Genomic DNA, 20536 nt, shown 5'->3' with positions numbered 1-20536 from the left:
CAAAACGTACATAGCTAGGCACCGGCAAGGCACCTCGCACCCCTCAACTGCCCAAACCGCCAGGCGCAAGCGCCGTGGCGCGGGCAGACCTGTCGATCACCCTCAAACCACAGGAAAGGAGACCGTCAGTCAGACCGCCTTCCCGCCGGCCGGACCGGGCTTTCCACTCTGGCGCATGCGCGCCGCCGGTCGGGCGGGACGGCGGCTGCAGCGGGAGACAGGCGGCAAGTGCGCCGGGGCGCTTTCCCCCGACACAACATGTCGTCAACCCTGATGGACGCCCGGCGAAGGCCGGGCGAAAGTCAGGGACCTATGTGATTGCAAAGAGTCAGGTCCCCGCCTTGCGTCCGGCCTTCGCCGGACATCCAGCGGGGATGACAAGGACGTAGGTGCTGTCCACCGCTTGGTTTTCTGTACCTTCGCGCCATGCGCGCAGAGCTGTCCATAAATCGCTTGTCAGCCAGCAGGCCGTCTCCGCTTCTTCAGCTCAAGGGTGAAACCGCGAAGCGGCGCCTGCGGCGCCCTTGACCTGAAGAAGCGGAGACGGCGAATTCTCGGCAAGCGGTTTAGGGCGGGGTGTGCGCCGGGGCGCGAATGTCGTCGGACACTGCCCGCCTCAAATGACAAATCAGGCCGAAGTGATTTCAACAATCCGGTCTTTTTGCCGATGGAGACGCGCCCTTTGCGGCGCCTCAAATAGTCAGTGAATTCCGCTCGCCCGGAAGGAAGCGCAACCCGTCCAACCCGGATCATCGATCCAATCGCCATAAGCGCAATGATCCTCAAAGTACGCGATCTCGAGACGTCGCTCGCCGACCTCCATACGGGCTTCAACTTCCACCACAGAGCCAGCAGAATCGAAGCTGACGTCCGGCCTCGCGCCAACACATTCCGCCACAAGCCAAGCAAACTCGCCGAGCGAAAGGCTGTGCGTATAACGACTTAGGCCCGCATACATCGCTCGATCCATCTCATCAGCGACACAACTTTCTGGCGAACACACGGACATTTTCGCCCTCATAGCGATCACGTCTCCCGAATAGGCCCAATCCCAATTCGCGACTCGTTCCACGCGACTTCGCTCTTCTGTCCATGCGAGGAGAGTTCCGCAATCATCGTCGGCAATGTCTATCGACGGATGTCGCACCGACTGACAGCCGATCAAAACCAGACAGGTCAATACCGGGGCGAGAACGCGCACACCTAATACTCCACCACAGCCCGGATACTTTCCCCGGCATGCATCAAATCAAACCCCTTGTTGATGTCATCCAGCTTGAGCTTGTGGGTGATCAGGCTGTCGATATCGATGCGGCCTTCCATATACATGTCGACGATCTTGGGAACGTCGGTGCGGCCCCTGGCGCCGCCGAAGGCGGAGCCGCGCCAGACGCGGCCGGTGACCAGCTGGAAGGGTCGGGTCTGGATCTCGGCACCGGCGGGGGCGACACCGATGATGATGCTCTCGCCCCAGCCCTTGTGGCAGCATTCCAGCGCCGCCCGCATGACCTCGACATTGCCGATGCATTCAAAGGAATAATCCGCCCCGCCGCCGGTCAGCTCGACGAGATGGCCGACGAGGTCGGTGTGATCCTTCGGATTGACGAAATCGGTCATGCCGAACTGGCGGGCGATGACCTGCTTGGCCGGGTTCATGTCGACGCCGACGATCTGCCTGGCGCCAATCAGTTTGAGACCCTGGATGACATTGAGACCGATCCCGCCCAGACCGAAGACAACGGCGGTGGAATTGGGCTCGACCTTGGCCGTGAACATGACTGCGCCAATGCCGGTCGTCACGCCGCAGCCGATATAGCAGATCTTGTCGAAGGGTGCGTCCTGGCGGACCTTGGCGAGCGAGACCTCCGGCAGGACGGTGAAGTTCGAGAAGGTCGAACAGCCCATATAGTGCAGGATTTTCTCGCCCTTGTAGGAAAAGCGCGAGGTGCCGTCCGGCATCACGCCCTGGCCCTGGGTGGCGCGCACTTTCTGGCACAGATTGGTCTTGGGATTGAGGCAGTATTCGCACTCCCGGCACTCGGCCGTGTAGAGCGGGATGACATGATCGCCGACCTTGAGGTCTTTCACGCCCGGCCCGACCTCGCGGACAATGCCGGCGCCCTCATGGCCGAGAATCGCCGGGAAGGCGCCTTCCGGATCGGCGCCCGAGCGGGTGAATTCATCCGTGTGGCAAATGCCGGTCGCCTTGATCTCGACCAGGACTTCGCCGGCCTTGGGACCTTCCAGGTCAACCTCGACAATCTCCAGCGGCTTGCCCGCTTCAAAAGCGACGGCGGCGCGTGTCTTCATGGATCATTCTCCCCGAACCAATGGTTTGAAACAAAGGTCTCGCATTGCTCCCGCCCGCCGTCAAAGCCTCGCGGGCGCGGCTTGCGCAGCTGCGCAGGTGACGGGACTTGGTGCAGCCACTAAGTTGCGCGCCCTGACATACCCGTTTCGGAGTGAAGTTTATGAGCGCGGTGATCCGGTCGACCGGTCTTTGGACTCCCCAGGAGTCCGTCTCCAACGACGAACTCGTGGCCTGCTACAACGCTTATGTTGAGCACTTCAACGCCGAAAATGCCGACGCCATCGAGCGTGGCGCCGTCGAGGCGAAAAACCCCTCATCCTCCGGTTTCATCGAGAAGGCGTCCGGCATCAAGTCGCGCTACACGATCGACAAGGAAGGCGTGCTGGACATCACCCGCATGCGTCCCCGGGCCGAGCCGCGCCCGAACGACGCGCTGTCACTGATGGCCGAAGCCGGTGTCGCTGCCGCCAAGCAGGCGCTCGAACATGCAGGCCGCGACGCCGCCGATGTCGACGCGGTGATCTGTTCGGCCACCTCGATGCAGCGCACCTATCCCTCGATGGCGATCGAGATCCAGGATGCGCTGGGCATTGAGGGCTTCGGCTATGACATGACGGTGGCCTGTTCGTCCGGCACGTTCGGCATCATCAATGCGGTCAACATGATCGAGACCGGCATGGCCAAAACCGTATTGGTCGTGACACCGGAGATCACCACGCCGCAGCTCAATTTCCGCGACCGCGACAGTCATTTCATCTTCGGCGATGTCGCCGTGGCGATGCTGATCGAGCATGAGGACGTGGCCGGCGGTCAGGGCTGGAAAGTCATTGGTCGCAATCTGATGACCAAATTCTCCAATAATATCCGCTCGAATTTCGGCTTCCTGAATGCCTCGGAAGAACCGGCGCCCGCCTTTGAGGACCGCTATTTCGTGCAGGAGGGCCGCAAGGTCTTCAAGGAAGTCTGTCCGATGGTTGCCGAGATGATCCTCACCGACATGGGCAATTTCGGCCTCAAGCCGGACCAGATGAAACGCCTCTGGCTGCACCAGGCCAATATCAACATGAACATGATGGTGGCGAAGAAGGTTTTCGGTCGCGACTTCACCGAGGACGAAGCCCCGGTCATCCTCGACGAGTTTGCCAATACCGCCGGCGCCGGCTCGCTGGTTGCCTTCCATCGCCATCATGACGGTTTCGAAGCTGGCGAGAAGGGTCTGATCTGCTCGTTCGGGGCGGGTTACTCGGCCGGCACGGTCTTCGTCGAGAAGCTCTAGCGGCGACCGCTCAGGGCCAGGACCAGTCTGAATATCGCAAAGCCAACCCCCGTCACCGCGCTGGCAACCAGCAGGATCGTCATGTCCGGCTGGTAGAGATAGAAGGTGGCCAGCGGCGCGCCGAAGAGTTTCGGCATGAGGTCCACAAACACCCAGGCCATGGCCAGGGTCGAGAACACCGGGAAAACCAGGCTGAACCAGCCGGAAACGCCCGATTTGGCACGCAGACCAGCCCGGCCCCGCCAAGCGAGCATGATCCCCGCCACAAAAAGCACGGGCAGGACCAGCACCATCACATAGAGGCTCTGCGTCCCGAAATGCTGGCCGCCGGGCTCAGGGTTTTCTCCGAGCGCAAAAGCACTCATGCCCACCAGAATATCGCCGGTCACGCCAAACCCCATGCCGCTATTGGCATTCACAAGCACCACCCCGCCCCGCTGCTGCGAGCGTGACAGGATGGCGAGGGTCTCGACCCCGGGGGTCAGCCCGGTGTGGTAGACGGCATCGGCCTCGGCATCGATGAACCAGCCTAACCCGTAAAACGGTGAAGCCGCGCTGGCCGGCCGCATCATCATCGCCTTGTGCTCGGCGGTGATCAGATCATCCTCGCCATTGCTCATCATCGCCAGATAAAGCGCCATATCGGCCGCGCTGGCGACGATACCGCCTGCGGCCGCCATGCCCCCTGACGCCCTGCCCTGATCGGGAACCGGGCGCCGGCCGCCAAACCAGGGGGTATGACCGATTGCCATCCTGTCGCCGGCCGCGCGACCGCCGACAGAACTGTTCTCCATGCCCAGCGGGGCGAGAATTTCCGTTTCGATATAGGCCTCGAACTCGCGGCCGCTGACCGTTTCGATGACGGCGCCGAGAATCAGGTAATTGGCGTTGGAGTATTGCCAGGCGGTGCCGGGCGCGCGGGCCGGTGATGTGCCGGCCAGCTGGCGCATATGCCCGGTCTGGAAACTGTTTCCCTGCAAGGTGGAATAACCACTGGTATGGCTCAGCAATTGCCGGATCGTGATTGCCGCACCGGGCTGCCCCTCGAAGCTGTCGAGATGGTCCGCGATGGCGTCGTCGAGATCGACCGCGCCCGCTTCCACCAACTGCATGATGGCCAGCGCGGTGAAGCTTTTCGAGATCGAGCCCAGCGCAAACGGCGTATCATCTGTGACCGGCAGGCCGCTGCCCAGAACCCGCTCCCCGCGTCCACCGGCAAGCCAATCGCCATCGTCGAGAATCGCCCAGGCCAAACCGGGCGCGGACGCGGCCGGCATCGCTTCGTCGAGATAGGCATCAATCGCGGCGGCTTGCGTATCCGCCTGTGGCAGGGCGGGCGTGGTCAGAAACGGAAGCAGAAAAAGTCCCAGATAGCGCCACATGTCTTGCCCCCGTGATATCCCGCCGACACGCGGCCCCGCGCGTATTGGCAGCCCCTGCCTTGCGGCCCGTCATCCAGAGATATCAGGCATCACCAAGGACCACCAGCGGTCGCCGCCCGCGACGCGTCAGGCCGCGTGCTCGACACACAAGAGATCACCATCGGCGATGCTGAGCGTTTCCCCGAGCAGATTGCAGAAACCGCCCTGCCCTTCATCGCGCCCCGGCCTGTGGTGGCGACAGGTGTGACAGACGCCGAACGGACGCCCCTTCCGCTCCCTTATCAATGCGTCCAGCAACTCTCGGAGCCCTGCATCCAGGCCGCGGCGGTTATCGTCCTGCAGGGCATCCAGGTGCGACGATATCCGGAGCAGGGGATCATCTTTCAGCGCAGTCCGCGCCTGTGATGAAAGGTCCAGCGTGACCCGGCGCCTGTCGGTCGCATCGGCGCGTTTGACGACGAGCCCTTTGGCTTCCAGCGCGTTGAGCGTCTGCGACACGGTCCCCTTGGTCAGATTGAGATAGCTGGTCACGGCCGAGGGCGAGCGCGAATACCGGTTCGCGACGTTCAGATAGCGCAAGACATCCCACTGCACCGGCTTCAGCCCGTGGGCATGCGCTTCATTGTGGATCAGCCGGCTCAGCCTCTCGAGCAGCCGGGCGGAGTGTGCGGACGTCGTCATGCGCTCACTGTATCGACTCAATACCACCCTTGCAATCATCGCCTCACCCACCTAAATACCAACTTGTATCGACTCGATACTAATGATCTCAGGAGACACCCATGCCGCACATTCCCCCCTTCGACCCCGCCCAAGCCACCGGTGAACGCAAAGAGCTGATGGATGCCGTCCGCAGCCAGTTCGGTGCGGTGATCAACATGTTCGGGACCGTGGCCCATTCGCCGGCGGCCCTGAAATCCATGCTGGGCAGTTTCGGCGCCCTCGGCAGTGGCCGCATCGGTGCCCGCCTGGGTGAGCAGATCGCCGTCGCCATCGCCAATCGCAATGGCTGCGAATACTGCCTGTCAGCCCACACGGTCCTGGGCAAGAACGCCGGATTGACGGCCTCACAGATGGACGAGGCCCGCAAGGGCCATGGCGAAGACAGCCGTAGCCAAGCGGCAATCGACTTCGCACTCGCTGTCGTCAATGAACGCGGGCATGTCGATCCGTCGGCGCTGGCCAAATTGCGCGCGGCCGGCTTCGACGATGAGGAGATTGTCGAGATTGTCGCGCATATCGCGCTCAACCTGTTCACCAACTACGTCAATGTCGTGTTCGATGTCGATGTGGACTTCCCCAGCGTCAAACCCGTCAGCGCCAACTAGGCGTTCCGGCCCGCCGGCTCCGGCTGGCGGGCCGCCATCGCGGAGCAAATTCATGAACCTGAAAAAAGCCCCCGAACTCATCACAAGCGAATGGGTCAATGGCGATGACGTGCCGCCGACATTGGAAGGCCTGTCAGGGCGCGTCATCCTGCTCGAATGCTTTCAGATGCTGTGTCCGGGCTGTGTCTCGCACGCCCTGCCGCAAGCCCGGCGGGCCGACCTTGCCTTTCGCGACAAAGGCCTGGTCGTGCTCGGCCTGCACAGCGTGTTCGAGCATCATGAAGCCCAGGGACACCGCGCGGCGCTGGCCGCCTTCATGCACGAAAACCGGATCACCTTCCCGGTCGCTATCGATGCCCCGGCCAGGTCCGGATTTATCCCGCAAACGATGACCCGCTATGGCATGCAGGGCACGCCGACCACCCTTCTGATCGACGCCGGCGGACATATCCGGATGCAACGCTTCGGGTCCATCACCGACCTGGAACTCGGCGCCGCGATTGGCAGCCTGCTGAACGAGGCTGGCGAACCCGCCGCACCGACCACACCCTGACAGCTTCTGTCGCCCCGCCCTTCCATCCTGTGTCTCAACACGGGAGAGACAGCATGCGTCGCACATCACTATTCGAATTTGCATCCAATATCCTGGACGCGGTCGTTTGGGTCGGGTTTGTCGTCGTTTTGAGCGGACTATAGTCAGCACACACAGGCGAATACACACCATACAAATTTGCAAAATGCAGACAAAAAAGAGCCCGGCCCGCCAACCCCCACAACGCGGGGGCGACGGGCCGGGCCCAGTATACGTCACAAGCCGGGGAGGACTGGCCAGGACGAAATGTGTGTCGGCTATACGCTAGCCGCCAAATTCAACCAACGGACTCGCCGTGCAGCGTCGTATCGAGGCCGGAAATCTCGCCTTCCTCGTCGACGCGCAATGTCATGATCTTGGATTGCACGAAAAGTATGACAGTTGTGACCACGCCGCAGTACATCGCAGCAGCCAGTGCACCCCAGGTCTGTGTCCAGACCTGCAGCCAATTACCCTCAATGGCACCACCCGCGCCGCCGATCGCTTCCGAGGCAAAAACCCCGGTGAGAACCGCACCCACCAAGCCACCCAAACCATGCAGGCCGAACGCGTCGAGTGTGTCGTCAATCTTGAGCACTTTTTTCAGGGCGGTGACGCCCCAATAGGCCCCGAACGCTCCGCAGGAGCCGATGACGAAGGCTGCCCAGCTCGGCACAAAACCAGCGGCCGGCGTGATCGCGACGAGACCGGCGATGGCGCCCGACGCTGCTCCCAGCACACTGGCCTTGCCGCGCAGGATCCATTCCAGACCGATCCAGACCAGAACCGCGCTCGCCGCTGCGATCTGAGTGGTGACAAAAGCATGGGCGGCAGCACCGTCGGCGGCCAGGGCCGAGCCGCCATTGAAGCCGAACCAGCCGACCCACAACATGCCCGCCCCTGTGACCGTGAGCACGAGATTGTCGGGGGCCAGATTGGCGCCGGGATACCCTTTGCGAGGGCCGAGGAATTTGGCCAGCACCAGGCCGGCGACACCGGCATTGATGTGGACAACGGCACCCCCGGCAAAATCGAGCACGCCCGCCTCGCCCAGGAAGCCACCGCCCCACACCCAGTGACAGATGGGCGCATAGACCAGGATCAACCAGGCCGCACCGAAGACCATGAAGGCGGAAAACCGGATCCGCTCAACCGCCGCACCGGCGATGATCGCCACAGTGATGATGGCAAAGGTGAGCTGGAACATCAGGAAGAGGTTTTCCGGCAGGTCGCCGGACATGGTGTCGGGCATGATGCCGGACAGGCCGATCCGGCCCAGGCCGCCGACGAAAGCATTGACGGCACCGCCATCGGAAAAGGCCAGGGAATAGGCGATCAATGCCCACAACACCGTCACCACGGCGGCCGCACCCAGGCTCTGCATCAGGGTCGACAACACATTCTTGCGCCGCACCATGCCACCATAGAAGAGCGCCAACCCGGGCAGCGTCATCAGCAGGACGAGGGCAGTCGAGGTCAGTATCCAGGCATTGTTACCACTATCCATGGGGCTCTCCGTGAACGGGCCTTGGTGTTCTTGCGATCGCCATGAGCTAGGCCGGGGAATCGGCGAGAGTCGACTTTTCAGGAGAGTTTTTGCCGGATTGGCAGCAGCGCGCCGCGAAATTGTGCACACCTGCCTGTTTTCGAGGCGAAGGCGCATCTTCCTTGCAATGTCAGCGCGGATTGATCGGTAGCGCCCATGGTTTAGGCTGGACAGATCAGGGACAAGCACAGAGTCCGGCGCCGTGAAAAACAGCCTTATTCGATCAACGGGATACTGGGTCCCGTCCAATGTCATCTCGAATGATGAACTCGTTGCCAGCTACAATGCCTGGGCGACGCGCTTCAACACCGACCACGCCGGCGCAATCGCTGCCGGCAAGGCGGAGGAAGTGCCACTGTCATCCAGCGAGTTCATCCGCAATGCTTCCGGCATCGAGCGTCGCCATGTTTATGAAAAGACCGGCATTCTCGACATTGATCACATGACTCCGCGGATCCCGCCGCGCGGCATTGACGAAGTGTCGACCCAGGCTGAGTTCGCGCTCAAATCGGTGCGCATTGCGCTCGACAAGGCCGGCTATGACGGCAGCGACATTGACGGCGTCATAGTGGCGTCGTCGGCCCAGCAGCGCAATTTTCCGGCCGTCGCCTGCGAGATCCAGGAAGCCATCGGGTCGACAGGTTTTTCCTTCGACATGACCATGGCCTGTGCTTCGGCGCTCTACGGCCTGCACATGGCCAATGGCATGATCAAATCCGGGCAGGCCCGACGCATCCTGATCTGCTCGCCCGAGTTGATGACCTGCATCAATGTGCATTCGCGCCGTGAAGTACACTTCATCTTCGGCGACGCCTCCGCAGCGATGATCGTTGAGGCCGATGACGGAAGGCCGGGCGGCTGGGATGTGATCGGCAGCCATGCCGAGAACAAGTGGTCCTCGGCCCTGCGCTCGGATTACGGCTTCATCAATATCGCCGAACGCACGGTCGATCCCGAGTTTGCACCGCATCTCGACCAGGACGGCCATCGCGTGTTCAAGGATGTGGTCGGCTTCGCCCCGCAAGTCGCCCGCCGGATGATGGAATCGATCGAACTGTCACCATCGGACGTGCGCCGCACCTGGCTGCACCAGGCCAATATCCGCATGGTCGACATGATCGCCAAGCGCATTCTCGAGCGCGACCGCACCGAGGATAACGCGCCAGCCATCCTGCACGAATACGGCAATACGTCCTCATCCTCGGTGGTGATGAATTTTGAAATGCATTCCGACGACATGGCGATCGGCGAGACCGGCGTCATGTGTGCTTTCGGGGCCGGCTATGGGGTCGGCGCGGCTGCAGTGAGGAAACGCGCATGAAAACCTGGCTCAGCCTGATCACCATCGCCGCCCTGGCGGCCTGCTCGCCCGCCGACCAAGACGAGGTCGCTCTGAACACACCTGCCGCGGAACCAGCAGAGGCGGCTGCCACGGACGAGAGCGGCGAGGACGTTGCGGAAGACGAGACCGCCGGCCTGCCCGGCACCGACATCCATCTGTTCGCGCTGGACTGGTCCGGCGAGGCACCCGTGCTCGGCGCATCCCTCGGGGGCGTCACCCGGGCCGGTTACGACAACCAGCCCTTTTTTGTCGATGATGGCAGCCTGCTCTACACCGCTGGCGACGAGACCGGCGAAACCGATATCTGGCGGCTTGACCTGACGTCGGGCGAAACGACGCCGGTGACCCAAACGCCGGGCGAGAGCGAATATTCACCGCGCATCGCCCCCGATGGCCGGCTCAGCTATATCTACCAACCGCCCGGCGGCTATGCCGGCAATGCCTATCTGGCCAATCCGGACAATTCCGACCGCCAGCCTGCCGAGGCGCTGGCCCCGGTCGGCTATTACGGCTTTTCAGGGGACATGCGCGCGGTGGCCGTCTTCCACCTGGGCGAGCCGATGACGCTGCAGCTGATCGACCGCACCACCACGCCGGAAACCGTCACCCATATCGCCGACAATCCCGGCCGCAGCTTCTTCCGCGCCGGTCGCGGTCCGGCGCTTTATGTGACGCTCGGTGATGAGGACGGCGTCCACACGGTCCATGCGCTCAACACGCAGACCGGCGAATTGCGCGAAATGTTCGCCCTGCCGGGCACGGTTCAGGACTTCGCCGTCGCCATCATGCCCGATGACCGCGTCACCTTCCTCACGGTCCATGAAGGTCAACTTGTCTGGCGCGCCTATGGCGGCTGGCAGCCCATCGGCGCGATTGACTGGCTGACCGGTGTGACCCGCCTAGCCTTGAGCCCTGACTTGTCGACACTGGCCGTGGTGGCGGAGGAGTAGGGAAACGCCGGGCCTTCCCCTTGATGGGGAAGGTGGGCCGGCGCGAAGCGTCGGGTCGGAAGGGGTGAGACGCGCCAGCGTTCCGGCACCGGCCTCCCGGCACCCGCTCCACCTCGCCCATCAAGGCGAGGATCTGGACTTTTGTTCAACACTTACGCGCGTCTGACCCTGGACCGCAGAACCCTCGGTCACGCACTGGTCGGACTCCTGGAGCAGGACTGAGGCCCTCACCACAATCCACAGCCCTGTCATGCCAGCACATTGGTGCCGCCGCCGCTTCTCTGCTATCCCCCCTCCCCGCCCGAAGCTGACGAGATGGATGACATGGCTGCTGCCCCCCGGAAAAAAAGCAAGGACGCGCCGCGCGCCTGGCAGCGGATGATTTCCGGGCGGCGGCTGGACCTGCTGGACCCGTCGCCGTTTGACGTCGAAATCGAGGATATCGCCCACGGCATCGCCCGGGTGGCGCGCTGGAACGGGCAGACCAAAGGCGATCATGCCTTCTCGGTTGCCGAACATTCCGTCGTGGTGCTGGACATACTGGAGCATCTCTATCCCGACATTGACGACAAATGGCGCGTCGCAGCGCTGTTGCACGACGCCTCGGAATACGTGATCGGCGACATGATCAGCCCGTTCAAGGCAGCGCTGGGTGTCAATTATCGCGAATTCGAGGACCGGCTTGAAGCCGCCATCCAACTGCGCTTCGGCCTGCCGCCGAAACTGCCGGCGGAGGTCAAGCGCAAGATCAAGCGGGCCGATGTCATGTGCGCCTATTTCGAGGCCACCCAGATCGCCGGTTTCAGTCATGCCGAATCCGTGAAATTCTTCGGTCGTCCCCCGGCCGGACTGGAGATCACCATCGAACCCCTGCCCGTCAAACAGGCCCAACAGCTCTATCTCGACCGGTTCGAGGCGGTGCTGGCAGCCTTCGAGGGGCGATAATGGAGAAGGCCGGCCTCGCGCTTTCCGTCGGCCTCAACGCGGTCATCCTGGCGGTCGATGGCGATCTGCCGCAGGTGCTCATCGTGCCGCAACCGGGGGGTGGCGAGGCGCTGCCCTTTGGCCCCTTTAATCCCACCGAACACCGCACCCTTGAAATCGGCTTGCGTCGCTGGGTCGATGAACAGGCGCGCTTCCAGCTCGGCTATGTCGAGCAGCTCTACACATTCGGCGATCGGGGCCGCGAAGCGCCCGTGGCCGCGATGACCGGGTCGGAGGATGATCGCATCATCTCGATCGGCTATCTCGCCCTCACGCCGGACGTCTCCGACCCACCGGAAGGCGGCGGTCAGTGGCGCGGCTGGTATCGTTTCTTCCCGTGGGAGGACTGGCGCGAGGGACGTCCTGACATCATCGACAGCCAGATCCTACCCCGCCTGTCGGCCTGGGCGGATGAGGCCGGCGGCCCCGGTCGCCGCGCCTCCTGCCATGACCGCATCAAGCAGTGCTTCGGACTTAATCCCGGCGGCTGGCAGGAAGGGCGGGCGCTGGACCGCTACGAACTGCTCTACGAGGCCGGCCTCGTCGAGGAGGCCGCCCGCGACGGCCAGACCGAGACACGGCGGGTCGCTCCGGGATTGGGTCAGGCGATGGCGTCGGACCATCGCCGCATACTGGCGACCGCGATTTCACGCCTGCGCGGCAAGATCAAATATCGTCCGGTGGTGTTCGAGCTGATGGACGACGTATTTACCCTGTCGGCTCTGCAACAAGTGGTCGAGGCGGTGGTCGGCTATCGCCTGCACAAACAGAATTTCCGCCGCGCCCTGGACCGCTCCGGCTTCGTCGATGGCACCGGCAAGGTGGAAAGTGCCACCGGCGGTCGGCCAGCCGAACTGTTCCGTTATCGCCGCGAAGCGCTCGCCGGCCTGCCATCGCTCGGCCTGGCGACACCCAGATTGCGCGACGGGTAGAGTTTTCCCTGCCGGTTTAAGCGGATGGGAAGTTTTCCCGGTGAGTCTGCGAGGCGAAATTGAGGGAGTTCTTCATGACCCGTGCCTTCGCACTCATCCTGGCCGTGCCGGCAACGCTTGGCCTGTCCATTGCCGCCGAAGCCCAGGACGCCGTACCCGCCGGCACCGTCAACTCCCAGGTCGACGACAGCATCAGCCAGACGAATACCGAGGTGCTCGGCAATGCGCCAGCTTCCAGCATGGGCAATCAGTCTTTTGCGGAGCCCATGTCTGCCGAGCTCGGGTCGGCGCACAATGCGACCTCCGGCCAGCAAAACGCCAACACCGTGCTTCAGGCCACCACGACCCAGGGTGTCCAGCTGCTCGCCGGCTTTGGTGCCGCGGCTGAAGACGGCAATACCGGCGATGGCGAGGGCGATCCGGACAACTGAGCGCCGACCCGCCCCTGCAGCCGGCCCGGGTCAGGTCGGGCAAAACCCTGTATGGACCCGGCCCATGCCCGGAGACACGCCCCGCCCCTTCATTTATTCACCGCCGCCCGCCGGGCCGCTACCGGTCATCCATGCTGACGATCATATCCTGGTCATCGACAAACCGTCCGGCCTGCTCACCGTGCCCGGTAACCGGCCGGAGCGCGCCGACTGCCTGGAAGCACGTGCCCGCGCTGACTTCCCGACCGCGCGCATCATCCACCGGCTCGACATGGATACCTCTGGCGTCATCGTCCTGGCCCTGACCGCACACGCCCAGGCGCATATCGGCAAGCAGTTCGAGAAGCGTCAGACAAGCAAGTCGTACATCGCGCGGGTCCAGGGCGAGATGACGCAGTCATCCGGTCGCGTCGACCAGCCGCTCATTACCGATTGGCCCAACCGTCCACGGCAGATGATCTGCCATGAGCGCGGGCGCCGTGCGGTGACCGATTGGGAGGTGCTGGACATTGCCGATGGCGTCAGCCGGGTTCGCCTCAGCCCGCTGACCGGACGCAGCCACCAGCTGCGCGTCCACATGCTGCATCTGGGCCATCCGATCCTGGGCGACAATCTCTACGCGCCACCCGAGGCACTGGCCGCCAGCGACCGCCTGTGCCTGCACGCGCAGGAGCTGGGCTTTCGCCACCCGGACGGGGGTGCGCCGGTCAGTTTCGAGAGCCGGCCCCCGTTCTGATCTCCACATCAGATATTGTCGCTTGAGGTGTGGTGATATATCTGACCATCTGTGATTGGAGCTTGTGTTGTTGGGGGACAACGTGTCTGAGCGTTTGAGTTTTTCAGATTTTGTTCGCGCAGCCGCCCTGTGCACCGTGGTCGCGCTCGCCCTCCTGGCCATCAAATTTTCAGTGTTCGGCTGGATGGGGGCCGTTGCGGCCATACTGCTCATGGTCACCCTGTTCAGTGCCGGCCAACAGCGGGTACGTTGGCGCCTGATTGTTCCGGCCCTTGCACTTGGTGCCGCCGGTTACAGCGCTGCCTCGGCCACTGTTGCGACCAGTTTGCTCTGACCCCTTGCGCAATGCTCACTGTGAGCATATATCTCACTCACGGTTAAGCTCATTTCGAGCATAAGCCGCGTTTCCGGTGATGGCCCTTCAGCCATCGCCTCTTTTCAGACCCCAGATATGCTCGAATTGAGCAAAAGTGAGGGAAAAATGGACCGGATGAACATGGACGGCACGCTTGCGGGCTTTGATCAGGATCGGCCCGAACTCGCCTATACGGACGAGGTCAAAGCCGCGACGGACCATCTTTACGCCAAGGTCAGCCATGTCGTGACACCGATGGAATGGCCTGCCAAGGCCCCCCTCATCCACGCCATCAACCAGCTGAAAAAAGAAAAGAACGCGGTCATCCTCGCGCACAATTACATGACGGCGGACATTTTCCACTGCGTCGGCGACCTGATGGGCGACAGCCTCGCCCTCGCCCGCATGGCGGCGGAAAGCGAAGCCGATATCATCGTCCAGGCTGGCGTCCACTTCATGGCCGAGACCGCCAAGGTGCTCGCCCCGGAAAAGACCGTCCTCATCCCCGACACCCGCGCCGGCTGTTCGCTGGCCTCATCGATCACGGGCGAGGATGTGCGCCGCATCAAGGCCGCCTATCCCGGCATCCCGGTCGTAACCTATGTGAACACCTCGGCGGACGTCAAAGCCGAGTGCGATATCTGCTGCACCAGCTCCAACGCGGTGCAAGTGGTCGAGAGCCTTGGCAGCGATACCGTCATCCTCCTGCCCGACCAGTATCTCGCCAAGAATGTCGCCGCCCAGACCGATGTCAAAATCCTGACCTGGGCGGGGGCTTGTGAAGTCCACGAGCAATTCACGGCGCAGGACATCCAGGACCTGCGCGATGCCCATCCCGGCGTGGTCATCATCACCCATCCGGAAAGCCCGCTGGAGGTGGTCCAAGCCGCCGATTTCGCCGGCTCGACCGCCGCCATGGCCGACTGGGCCAAGGATTCAGGCGCCAAGAAGGCCGTCCTCCTCACCGAATGCTCAATGAGCGACAATGTCGCCGCCGACGTGCCGGAGGTCGAGTTCATCCGCCCCTGCAATCTGTGCCCGCACATGAAGCGGATCACGCTGGAAAACATCTATGACTGCCTGCGTCTGGGACAGCATGAAGTGACCGTCCCCGACGCCGTCATCGAAGGCGCCCGCCGTTCGGTCCAGGCCATGCTCGACCTGCCCAAGCCGGCCAAGCCCGCCAGCTTTGATCCGACCAAGCCGGAGAAGCGTGTGGATCTGGTTGTGATTTGATCCCATGACCCGCCCCACCCTTATTTGCGGCGCTGGCATCGCCGGACTCTGGGCGGCGTTGAAGCTCGCGCCGCGGCCGGTGATCCTTCTTACCGGCGCACCGCTGGGTGACGGAGCCGCGTCCGGCTGGGCGCAGGGCGGAGTGTCGGCGGCACTGGCCGCGAATGACAGTGCGGCGCTGCATGCCCGCGACACGGTCGCGGCGGGTGCCGGTCTGGTTGATCAAGACGCGGCCTTTGCCCTTGCCGAGGGCGCGGCGGCGGAAGTTGCGGCACTGGCGGCACTCGGTGCGCCGTTTGAGCGCGAGGGCGAGGGCTGGTCCCTCTCCCGCGAAGCGGCGCATTCGCGGCCGCGGGTCGCAAGGGTGAAGGGCGATGGGGCCGGCGCGGCGATCATGGCAACCCTGATCGAGGCGGTTCGCGCGGCCGCTCATATCGAGATCCGCGATGGCTGGAGAGCGGTCTCCCTGCTGGGTGACGCGAACGCCTGCAGGGGTGCCATTGCGCAAGGCCCGAACGGCGAGATCGAGGCCCTTGACGCCGACACAACCCTGCTTGCCATGGGCGGCGCAGGTGGCCTGTTCGCGCTGACCACCACTCCGGCGATCGCCCAGGGCCAGGCCATGGCCATGGCAGCCCGTCTGGGTGCGGAAATCCGTGACCCGGAATTCGTGCAATTCCACCCGACCGCGCTCAATGCCGGCCTCGATCCGGCGCCCCTGTGCACCGAAGCCCTGCGCGGTGAGGGGGCGATCCTGGTCGACCAGACCGGTCACCGCTTCATGAAGGCGATCCACGACGATGCGGAGCTGGCTCCGCGCGATGTCGTCGCCCGCGCCGTGCACCGCCAGAATGCATCGGGAAAAGGCGCTTTCCTCGATTGCCGTGAGGCTGTCGGCGAGGCGTTCCCGGAGCGATTCCCGGCGGTCTTCGCAGCCTGCCAGCGCGCCGGCATCGATCCGCGTATCGAGCCGATCCCGGTTGCCCCGACGGCGCATTACCATATGGGCGGTGTTGCCACCGATATCGACGGACGAACCTCGGTCCCCGGCCTGTTTGCGATCGGCGAATGCGCCGCCACCGGCCTGCACGGCGCCAATCGCCTGGCCTCGAATTCGCTGGCCGAGGGGCTGGTGTCAGCGGCGCGGTTTGCGCGTGTAGCGGCGTTTCTTCCCCACACCGTGGGGAAGTGGGCCGCGGCAAAGCCGCGGGTCGATGGAGCCGCGGCCGCAGGCCGCCGTGAGCCACTTGGGATCGACATCGGCGTGCTTGCGCACACCGACCCCTCCACCGCTTCGCGATCCCCCTCCCCAGCAAGCTGGGGAGGAAACCTCCCTCCCCTCGCCCTCCTGCGACTGCGTCAGGCCATGTCGCGCCATTGCGGGGTCGAGCGTAGCGAGGCCGGGCTGAGTGAACTGGCGGCGCTGATCGATGCGATGCGATCCGAGCATGGCGAGGCGGATGCGCTGATCGCAGCGCGCTTCATCGTGACGGGCGCGCTGAACCGGCGTGAAAGCCGGGGTGGTCATTTCCGCACTGATTGCCCACAAACACTCAAGGAGGCGCGCCATAGCGCGCTGCGCCTCGACGATCTTGCCGCGCCGGAACTGGCGCCCGCGGCCCTCAACGGTCCGGCTGAATAGGACGACCGCCATGCCCGCCATCCTGCCCCTGCCCCGCCAAGTCGTCCGCGATGCGGTCGCCCGCGCCATTGCCGAGGACCAGGGCGGTCGCGGTGATGTCACCTCCCTGGCCTGCATTCCAGCCAAGGCCGAAGCAAAATTCTACGTCAATGCGCGCGAGGCCGGCGTGGTCTGTGGTTTCCAGCCGGCGCTGGAAGCGATCTGGCAATGTGATCCGGAAGCCCTGGTCAGCCCGCAAATGGAAGACGGCGATAAGGTGAAACCCGGCGATGTGCTGATCTCGGTGACCGGACGCGCCCGCGGCCTGTTGGCAGCCGAACGGATCCTCTTGAACTTCATGGGACGGATGAGCGGGATTGCGACCTTCACGCGGGCTTATGTCGATGCGGTCAAGGGCACCGGCGCCCGGATCGCCCACACCCGCAAGACCACACCGGGTTTCCGCGCCTTCGAGCTGCAGGCCGTCCAGGCCGGCGGCGGGGCGCTGCACCGTTTCGGGCTCGATGACGCCATCCTGATCAAGGACAATCATGTCGCTGTCTGCGGCGGGGTCGCCGAGGCTGTCAAAGCCGCGCGCTCAAACGCCGGTCACATGACCCGCATTGCCGTCGAAGTGGACCGGCTCGACCAGCTCGACGCTGCGATCTCCGCTGGCGCGGAGAGCGTACTGCTGGACAATTTTTCGCTGGATGACCTCAATGCCGCCGTCGCGGCGGCCAAGGGCAAGGTGACGCTGGAAGCCTCTGGGGGGGTCAATCTGACGACCGTGCGCGGCATTGCCGAAACCGGCGTCGATGTGATCTCGGTCGGGGCGCTGACCCATTCAGCGCCCAATTTTGATATTGGCTTGGACGAGGGCTGAGATGTTGCTGGGTCCGCGCGGTCAATCCAGTTTTCCCAGGAATGACAACCACACCAACACCCCCATCACGACTGTCTGATAGATGAGGCTGACATAGCCGTTCAGGGCAAAAAGCTCGACACCGTTGAAGCCGGAGATCAACCAGTCGGCCTTGGTCAGGAAAACACCCGCAGCATAGGTTGCCAACACCCAGATCGAGCGCTGCAGCATCAGGTAAACGCTGACACAGGTCGCCGCCACGGCTGAAAAGAAGACCAGTTCCTGCAGCCAGCTGACGGACAGGATGAACGCCACCTCGGCCGGATTCATATAGGCGTGGCTGCCCGGCAGGAAACGGATGATCAGATCCTTGCCAGCGTTGAAGAGCGCATAGCCCGCTTCCAGGATGATCAGGCCGAAGGCCAACCAGAAAATTCGCGGTGTTTGTGACGTCATGCGCGCCTACGCTCCGTCCTTGGTCACCACATCGTTCGGCGGAAGCAGGTCTGCCGGCAGACCTTTCGCGGCCAGCTCATCAGCGCCCAAACCGCAAATCTCGTGCGGGAAGACAAGCCAGTCGTCGCTTTCATGGACGAAATAATCCGGCGTCAACTCGGTCGTGTTGCGCAGCGGCTTGTAATAGACGGTCGCGATCCGGGCTTCGGCCGGGAAGTTGCGACGACATTTGGCGCGAAGCGTCTCCAGCACTGCGGCAATCGACCGACCGCTGTCATAGACATCATCGACAATCAGCAGCCGGTCCTCGGCCTCCAGCGTGTCGACGAGATACCCCTCGCCATAGACGCGGACATTGCGGTCCTGCTGGTCGATCCCGGTATAGGAGGCGGTGCGGATGGCGATATGATCCGTTTCCAGCCCGCAATGGGCCAGCCATTCCTGGACCGCAATGCCAACCGGCGCGCCGCCACGCCAGACACCGACGATATGAGTTGGCCGGTAGTCGCTGTCGAGAATCTGCCGGGCGAGGCGAAAACTGTCCTCCAGCAAGGCATTGGCGGTGATGTAGTGTTTGGTGCTGCTCATGCAGAAGACTTGCCCGCTTTGTCGCCGCAGCTCAACCATTTGCGCTGGCGACGGCGCAGCCTAGTGTGCCGTGACCACAACCGGGGGAAAGATCATGCGCCGCGACCACAGCCTGCCGGAGGGCCGGATCCACACGCTTTTCATCGACAGCCAGGCCGTGGCCTGCAACCGGCTCGGCGACCCGACCCGGCGCCGCGTCGATGTCTATGTGCCGCATGGTCATGACGGGACGGACCTGCCGCTGCTGGTCGACCTGGCCGGTTTTACCGGCTCGGGTCTGGGCCATGTGAACTGGAAAAACTTCGGCGAGAATGTTCCCGAACGCGCTGACCGCCTGATCGCCAGCGGCGTCATGAAGCCGGCCGTGATCGCCTTTCCCGACTGCTTTACCCGGTTGGGCGGCAACCAGTATGTCAACTCGCCGGCCATGGGGATGTGGGAGGATTTCCTGATCGCCGAAATGCTGCCGGTGATCGAAGGCAAGTTCGGCTGCGGCGGCACCGGCAAGCGGGCCGTGTTCGGCAAATCGTCAGGCGGTTATGGCGCCATGGTACATGCCCTCAAATATCCCGATGTCTGGGCCGGGGCGGTGTGCCATTCCGGCGATATGGGCTTCGAGCTGGCATTCGCGACCGATTTCGCCCTGGCCCTGCGGCGTATCGGCAAGCATGGCGGCACGATCACCAGCTTTATCGAGGCTTTCGAAGCCGCCCTGAAACCGGCCGGCGAAGACATGCATACGCTGATGACCCTGGCCATGGCGGCCACCTATGACCCTGACCCCGATCCGAGCGTGCTGATGGGCATCCGCCTGCCGGTGACGATGGACACTTGCGAGCTGATCCCGGAGCGCTGGGCTGAATGGATGAAATGGGACCCGCTGGAACTGGTCGACAGCCATGGCGAAGGACTGAAACAGCTCAAGGCGCTGATGATCGATTGCGGCGATATCGACCAGTACAACCTGCTCTACGGCGCCCGCCGCATGACCCGAAAGCTGGCCGCCCTGGGCGTCAAGCACCGCTATGAGGAATTCCCCGACACCCATTCCTCGATCGATTACCGGATGGACGTCTCCCTGCCCTTCCTCGCCGAAGCACTGAGCGCGTGATAGCCACCTGGATCAGGCGATGAGGCGATCGCAGCGGGCCCGCTCGGGACCCTGCTCGTTTTCCACGACCAGTATCCGGTCAGGACGGGTCAGACGCATCTGGGTCTGGTGATAGACGTGAACGACCACGCCATCAGCGTCACGAACCTGGATCGGAACCTGTCGGACCGCCCCAAAGACCAGCACACGCCGCCCCAGATAATGGTCCACCGGATCCTGGCCGTTAAGCGCGGCCAGCGCTGAACGAAGTGCCGGCACCAGCTCGACATTCAGGGAGCGCGGGTCGCGGTAATTGTCATAGCTGTTGAGAAAGGCGCTGCCGTTGGCCGCGCCGGACCCGCAAACATCCAGGCGGACCCACATGTCCTCAAGTGGCCGGAACGGTTGCGCGCGCGAGGCCGCGACCACGTCATCCGCGCTCGCCGCCTCTTGGGCCTGGGCCGACGCCATGCTGACCAGACACCAGGCCAGCAAGCCCGGCAGTATTGCTCGATTGCCCCACATGACACCCACTCCCG

General features: G+C 63.4%; 22 protein-coding genes. 14 read left to right on the top strand and 8 right to left on the bottom strand.

Annotated features, from left to right (window positions below; translation table 11 throughout):
• Positions 1 to 700: 700 nt before the first annotated feature.
• Both C7435_RS16920 and C7435_RS03095 read right to left on the bottom strand, forming a co-directional pair.
• Positions 701 to 1201 (bottom strand): hypothetical protein, encoded by a 501-nt coding sequence (locus C7435_RS16920; RefSeq protein ID WP_147422617.1) that lies wholly within the window; start codon positions 1199 to 1201, stop codon positions 701 to 703.
• A gap of 2 nt (positions 1202 to 1203) precedes the next feature.
• Entirely contained in the window at positions 1204 to 2310 is a 1107-nt protein-coding gene (locus C7435_RS03095) for an S-(hydroxymethyl)glutathione dehydrogenase/class III alcohol dehydrogenase (RefSeq protein WP_121209974.1), read from the bottom strand.
• Between the two features lie 161 nt (positions 2311 to 2471).
• On the opposite strand from C7435_RS03095, the gene C7435_RS03090 reads away from it, so the two are divergent.
• A complete protein-coding gene (locus C7435_RS03090; protein WP_121209973.1) occupies positions 2472 to 3587 on the top strand; it encodes a beta-ketoacyl-ACP synthase III in 1116 nt (371 codons plus the stop codon).
• Here the strand turns inward: C7435_RS03090 and C7435_RS03085 are convergent.
• Both C7435_RS03085 and C7435_RS03080 read right to left on the bottom strand, forming a co-directional pair.
• Entirely contained in the window at positions 3584 to 4969 is a 1386-nt protein-coding gene (locus C7435_RS03085) for a serine hydrolase domain-containing protein (RefSeq protein WP_121209972.1), read from the bottom strand. The genes C7435_RS03090 and C7435_RS03085 overlap by 4 nt on opposite strands.
• 126 nt (positions 4970 to 5095) lie before the next feature.
• Positions 5096 to 5650: a MarR family winged helix-turn-helix transcriptional regulator gene (locus tag C7435_RS03080; protein WP_233350666.1), complete on the bottom strand. Its 555-nt coding sequence runs from the start codon at positions 5648 to 5650 to the stop codon at positions 5096 to 5098.
• 101 nt (positions 5651 to 5751) lie between these two features.
• Between C7435_RS03080 and C7435_RS03075 the strand changes: the two genes are divergently transcribed.
• Both C7435_RS03075 and C7435_RS03070 read left to right on the top strand, forming a co-directional pair.
• Positions 5752 to 6297: a carboxymuconolactone decarboxylase family protein gene (locus C7435_RS03075; RefSeq protein WP_121209970.1), complete on the top strand. Its 546-nt coding sequence runs from the start codon at positions 5752 to 5754 to the stop codon at positions 6295 to 6297.
• Positions 6298 to 6349: 52 nt separating this feature from the next.
• Entirely contained in the window at positions 6350 to 6850 is a 501-nt protein-coding gene (locus C7435_RS03070; protein ID WP_121209969.1) for a redoxin domain-containing protein, read from the top strand.
• Between the two features lie 316 nt (positions 6851 to 7166).
• On the opposite strand, the gene C7435_RS03065 is transcribed toward C7435_RS03070, so the two are convergent.
• Positions 7167 to 8375, bottom strand: coding sequence for an ammonium transporter (locus C7435_RS03065; protein WP_121209968.1), 1209 nt, complete (start codon positions 8373 to 8375; stop codon positions 7167 to 7169).
• A gap of 241 nt (positions 8376 to 8616) precedes the next feature.
• Here C7435_RS03065 and C7435_RS03060 point away from each other — a divergent pair, with 241 nt between their 5' ends.
• The 10 genes from C7435_RS03060 (at position 8617) to nadC (ending at position 17884) form a co-directional block, all read left to right on the top strand.
• On the top strand, positions 8617 to 9735 hold the full coding sequence (locus C7435_RS03060; protein WP_170150324.1) for a beta-ketoacyl-ACP synthase III: 1119 nt from the start codon (positions 8617 to 8619) through the stop codon (positions 9733 to 9735).
• On the top strand, positions 9732 to 10706 hold the full coding sequence (locus C7435_RS03055; protein WP_121209966.1) for a TolB family protein: 975 nt from the start codon (positions 9732 to 9734) through the stop codon (positions 10704 to 10706). Before C7435_RS03060 ends, C7435_RS03055 begins: the two co-directional genes overlap by 4 nt.
• 324 nt (positions 10707 to 11030) lie before the next feature.
• A complete protein-coding gene (locus tag C7435_RS03050; protein WP_121210005.1) occupies positions 11031 to 11651 on the top strand; it encodes a YfbR-like 5'-deoxynucleotidase in 621 nt (206 codons plus the stop codon).
• Positions 11651 to 12622 (top strand): NUDIX hydrolase, encoded by a 972-nt coding sequence (locus C7435_RS03045; protein WP_121209965.1) that lies wholly within the window; start codon positions 11651 to 11653, stop codon positions 12620 to 12622. Before C7435_RS03050 ends, C7435_RS03045 begins: the two co-directional genes overlap by 1 nt.
• Positions 12623 to 12696: 74 nt before the next feature.
• Positions 12697 to 13053, top strand: coding sequence for a RebB family R body protein (locus C7435_RS03040; RefSeq protein ID WP_121209964.1), 357 nt, complete (start codon positions 12697 to 12699; stop codon positions 13051 to 13053).
• 64 nt (positions 13054 to 13117) lie between these two features.
• A complete protein-coding gene (locus C7435_RS03035) occupies positions 13118 to 13789 on the top strand; it encodes an RluA family pseudouridine synthase (protein ID WP_121209963.1) in 672 nt (223 codons plus the stop codon).
• Positions 13790 to 13871: 82 nt separating this feature from the next.
• Complete coding sequence (locus C7435_RS03030) at positions 13872 to 14123, top strand: hypothetical protein (protein ID WP_147422615.1); 252 nt, start codon at positions 13872 to 13874, stop codon at positions 14121 to 14123.
• 117 nt (positions 14124 to 14240) lie between these two features.
• Positions 14241 to 15380 carry a quinolinate synthase NadA gene (gene nadA / locus C7435_RS03025; protein ID WP_170150323.1) on the top strand — a complete coding sequence of 380 codons (1140 nt, stop codon included), beginning with the start codon at positions 14241 to 14243 and terminating at the stop codon, positions 15378 to 15380.
• A gap of 4 nt (positions 15381 to 15384) precedes the next feature.
• Entirely contained in the window at positions 15385 to 17022 is a 1638-nt protein-coding gene (locus C7435_RS03020; protein ID WP_121209961.1) for an L-aspartate oxidase, read from the top strand.
• Between the two features lie 10 nt (positions 17023 to 17032).
• Entirely contained in the window at positions 17033 to 17884 is an 852-nt protein-coding gene (gene nadC, locus C7435_RS03015; RefSeq protein WP_121209960.1) for a carboxylating nicotinate-nucleotide diphosphorylase, read from the top strand.
• A 21-nt stretch (positions 17885 to 17905) separates the two neighbouring features.
• Here nadC and C7435_RS03010 read toward each other — a convergent pair whose 3' ends face one another.
• Together C7435_RS03010 and C7435_RS03005 are read right to left on the bottom strand one after the other, a co-directional pair.
• Entirely contained in the window at positions 17906 to 18319 is a 414-nt protein-coding gene (locus C7435_RS03010; RefSeq protein ID WP_147422614.1) for a hypothetical protein, read from the bottom strand.
• A gap of 6 nt (positions 18320 to 18325) precedes the next feature.
• Positions 18326 to 18907, bottom strand: coding sequence for a phosphoribosyltransferase (locus C7435_RS03005; protein WP_075189250.1), 582 nt, complete (start codon positions 18905 to 18907; stop codon positions 18326 to 18328).
• 94 nt (positions 18908 to 19001) lie between these two features.
• On the opposite strand from C7435_RS03005, the gene C7435_RS03000 reads away from it, so the two are divergent.
• On the top strand, positions 19002 to 20018 hold the full coding sequence (locus C7435_RS03000; protein WP_121209958.1) for an alpha/beta hydrolase: 1017 nt from the start codon (positions 19002 to 19004) through the stop codon (positions 20016 to 20018).
• A gap of 12 nt (positions 20019 to 20030) precedes the next feature.
• Here the strand turns inward: C7435_RS03000 and C7435_RS02995 are convergent, their stop codons facing one another.
• Positions 20031 to 20522, bottom strand: coding sequence for a hypothetical protein (locus C7435_RS02995; RefSeq protein WP_121209957.1), 492 nt, complete (start codon positions 20520 to 20522; stop codon positions 20031 to 20033).
• Between the last annotated feature and the right edge of the window lie 14 nt (positions 20523 to 20536).

Source organism: Maricaulis maris (assembly GCF_003634045.1).
In the GTDB taxonomy this organism is placed as follows: domain Bacteria; phylum Pseudomonadota; class Alphaproteobacteria; order Caulobacterales; family Maricaulaceae; genus Maricaulis; species Maricaulis maris.
Note: the sequence above shows the minus strand (reverse complement) of the source record. Positions and strands in the feature narration are given on the sequence as shown.

Bases quoted from the DNA above. Each gene is read 5' to 3' on its own strand.
- C7435_RS03095 (WP_121209974.1), bottom strand. From the start codon at position 2,310: ATGAAGACACGCGCCGCCGTCGCTTTTGAAGCGGGCAAGCCGCTGGAG.
- C7435_RS03090 (WP_121209973.1), top strand. From the start codon at position 2,472: ATGAGCGCGGTGATCCGGTCGACCGGTCTTTGGACTCCCCAGGAGTCC.
- C7435_RS03085 (WP_121209972.1), bottom strand. From the start codon at position 4,969: ATGTGGCGCTATCTGGGACTTTTTCTGCTTCCGTTTCTGACCACGCCC.
- C7435_RS03080 (WP_233350666.1), bottom strand. From the start codon at position 5,650: ATGACGACGTCCGCACACTCCGCCCGGCTGCTCGAGAGGCTGAGCCGG.
- C7435_RS03075 (WP_121209970.1), top strand. From the start codon at position 5,752: ATGCCGCACATTCCCCCCTTCGACCCCGCCCAAGCCACCGGTGAACGC.
- C7435_RS03070 (WP_121209969.1), top strand. From the start codon at position 6,350: ATGAACCTGAAAAAAGCCCCCGAACTCATCACAAGCGAATGGGTCAAT.
- C7435_RS03065 (WP_121209968.1), bottom strand. From the start codon at position 8,375: ATGGATAGTGGTAACAATGCCTGGATACTGACCTCGACTGCCCTCGTC.
- C7435_RS03055 (WP_121209966.1), top strand. From the start codon at position 9,732: ATGAAAACCTGGCTCAGCCTGATCACCATCGCCGCCCTGGCGGCCTGC.
- C7435_RS03050 (WP_121210005.1), top strand. From the start codon at position 11,031: ATGGCTGCTGCCCCCCGGAAAAAAAGCAAGGACGCGCCGCGCGCCTGG.
- C7435_RS03045 (WP_121209965.1), top strand. From the start codon at position 11,651: ATGGAGAAGGCCGGCCTCGCGCTTTCCGTCGGCCTCAACGCGGTCATC.
- C7435_RS03040 (WP_121209964.1), top strand. From the start codon at position 12,697: ATGACCCGTGCCTTCGCACTCATCCTGGCCGTGCCGGCAACGCTTGGC.
- C7435_RS03035 (WP_121209963.1), top strand. From the start codon at position 13,118: ATGCCCGGAGACACGCCCCGCCCCTTCATTTATTCACCGCCGCCCGCC.
- nadA (WP_170150323.1), top strand. From the start codon at position 14,241: ATGCTCGAATTGAGCAAAAGTGAGGGAAAAATGGACCGGATGAACATG.
- C7435_RS03020 (WP_121209961.1), top strand. From the start codon at position 15,385: ATGACCCGCCCCACCCTTATTTGCGGCGCTGGCATCGCCGGACTCTGG.
- nadC (WP_121209960.1), top strand. From the start codon at position 17,033: ATGCCCGCCATCCTGCCCCTGCCCCGCCAAGTCGTCCGCGATGCGGTC.
- C7435_RS03010 (WP_147422614.1), bottom strand. From the start codon at position 18,319: ATGACGTCACAAACACCGCGAATTTTCTGGTTGGCCTTCGGCCTGATC.
- C7435_RS03005 (WP_075189250.1), bottom strand. From the start codon at position 18,907: ATGAGCAGCACCAAACACTACATCACCGCCAATGCCTTGCTGGAGGAC.
- C7435_RS03000 (WP_121209958.1), top strand. From the start codon at position 19,002: ATGCGCCGCGACCACAGCCTGCCGGAGGGCCGGATCCACACGCTTTTC.
- C7435_RS02995 (WP_121209957.1), bottom strand. From the start codon at position 20,522: ATGTGGGGCAATCGAGCAATACTGCCGGGCTTGCTGGCCTGGTGTCTG.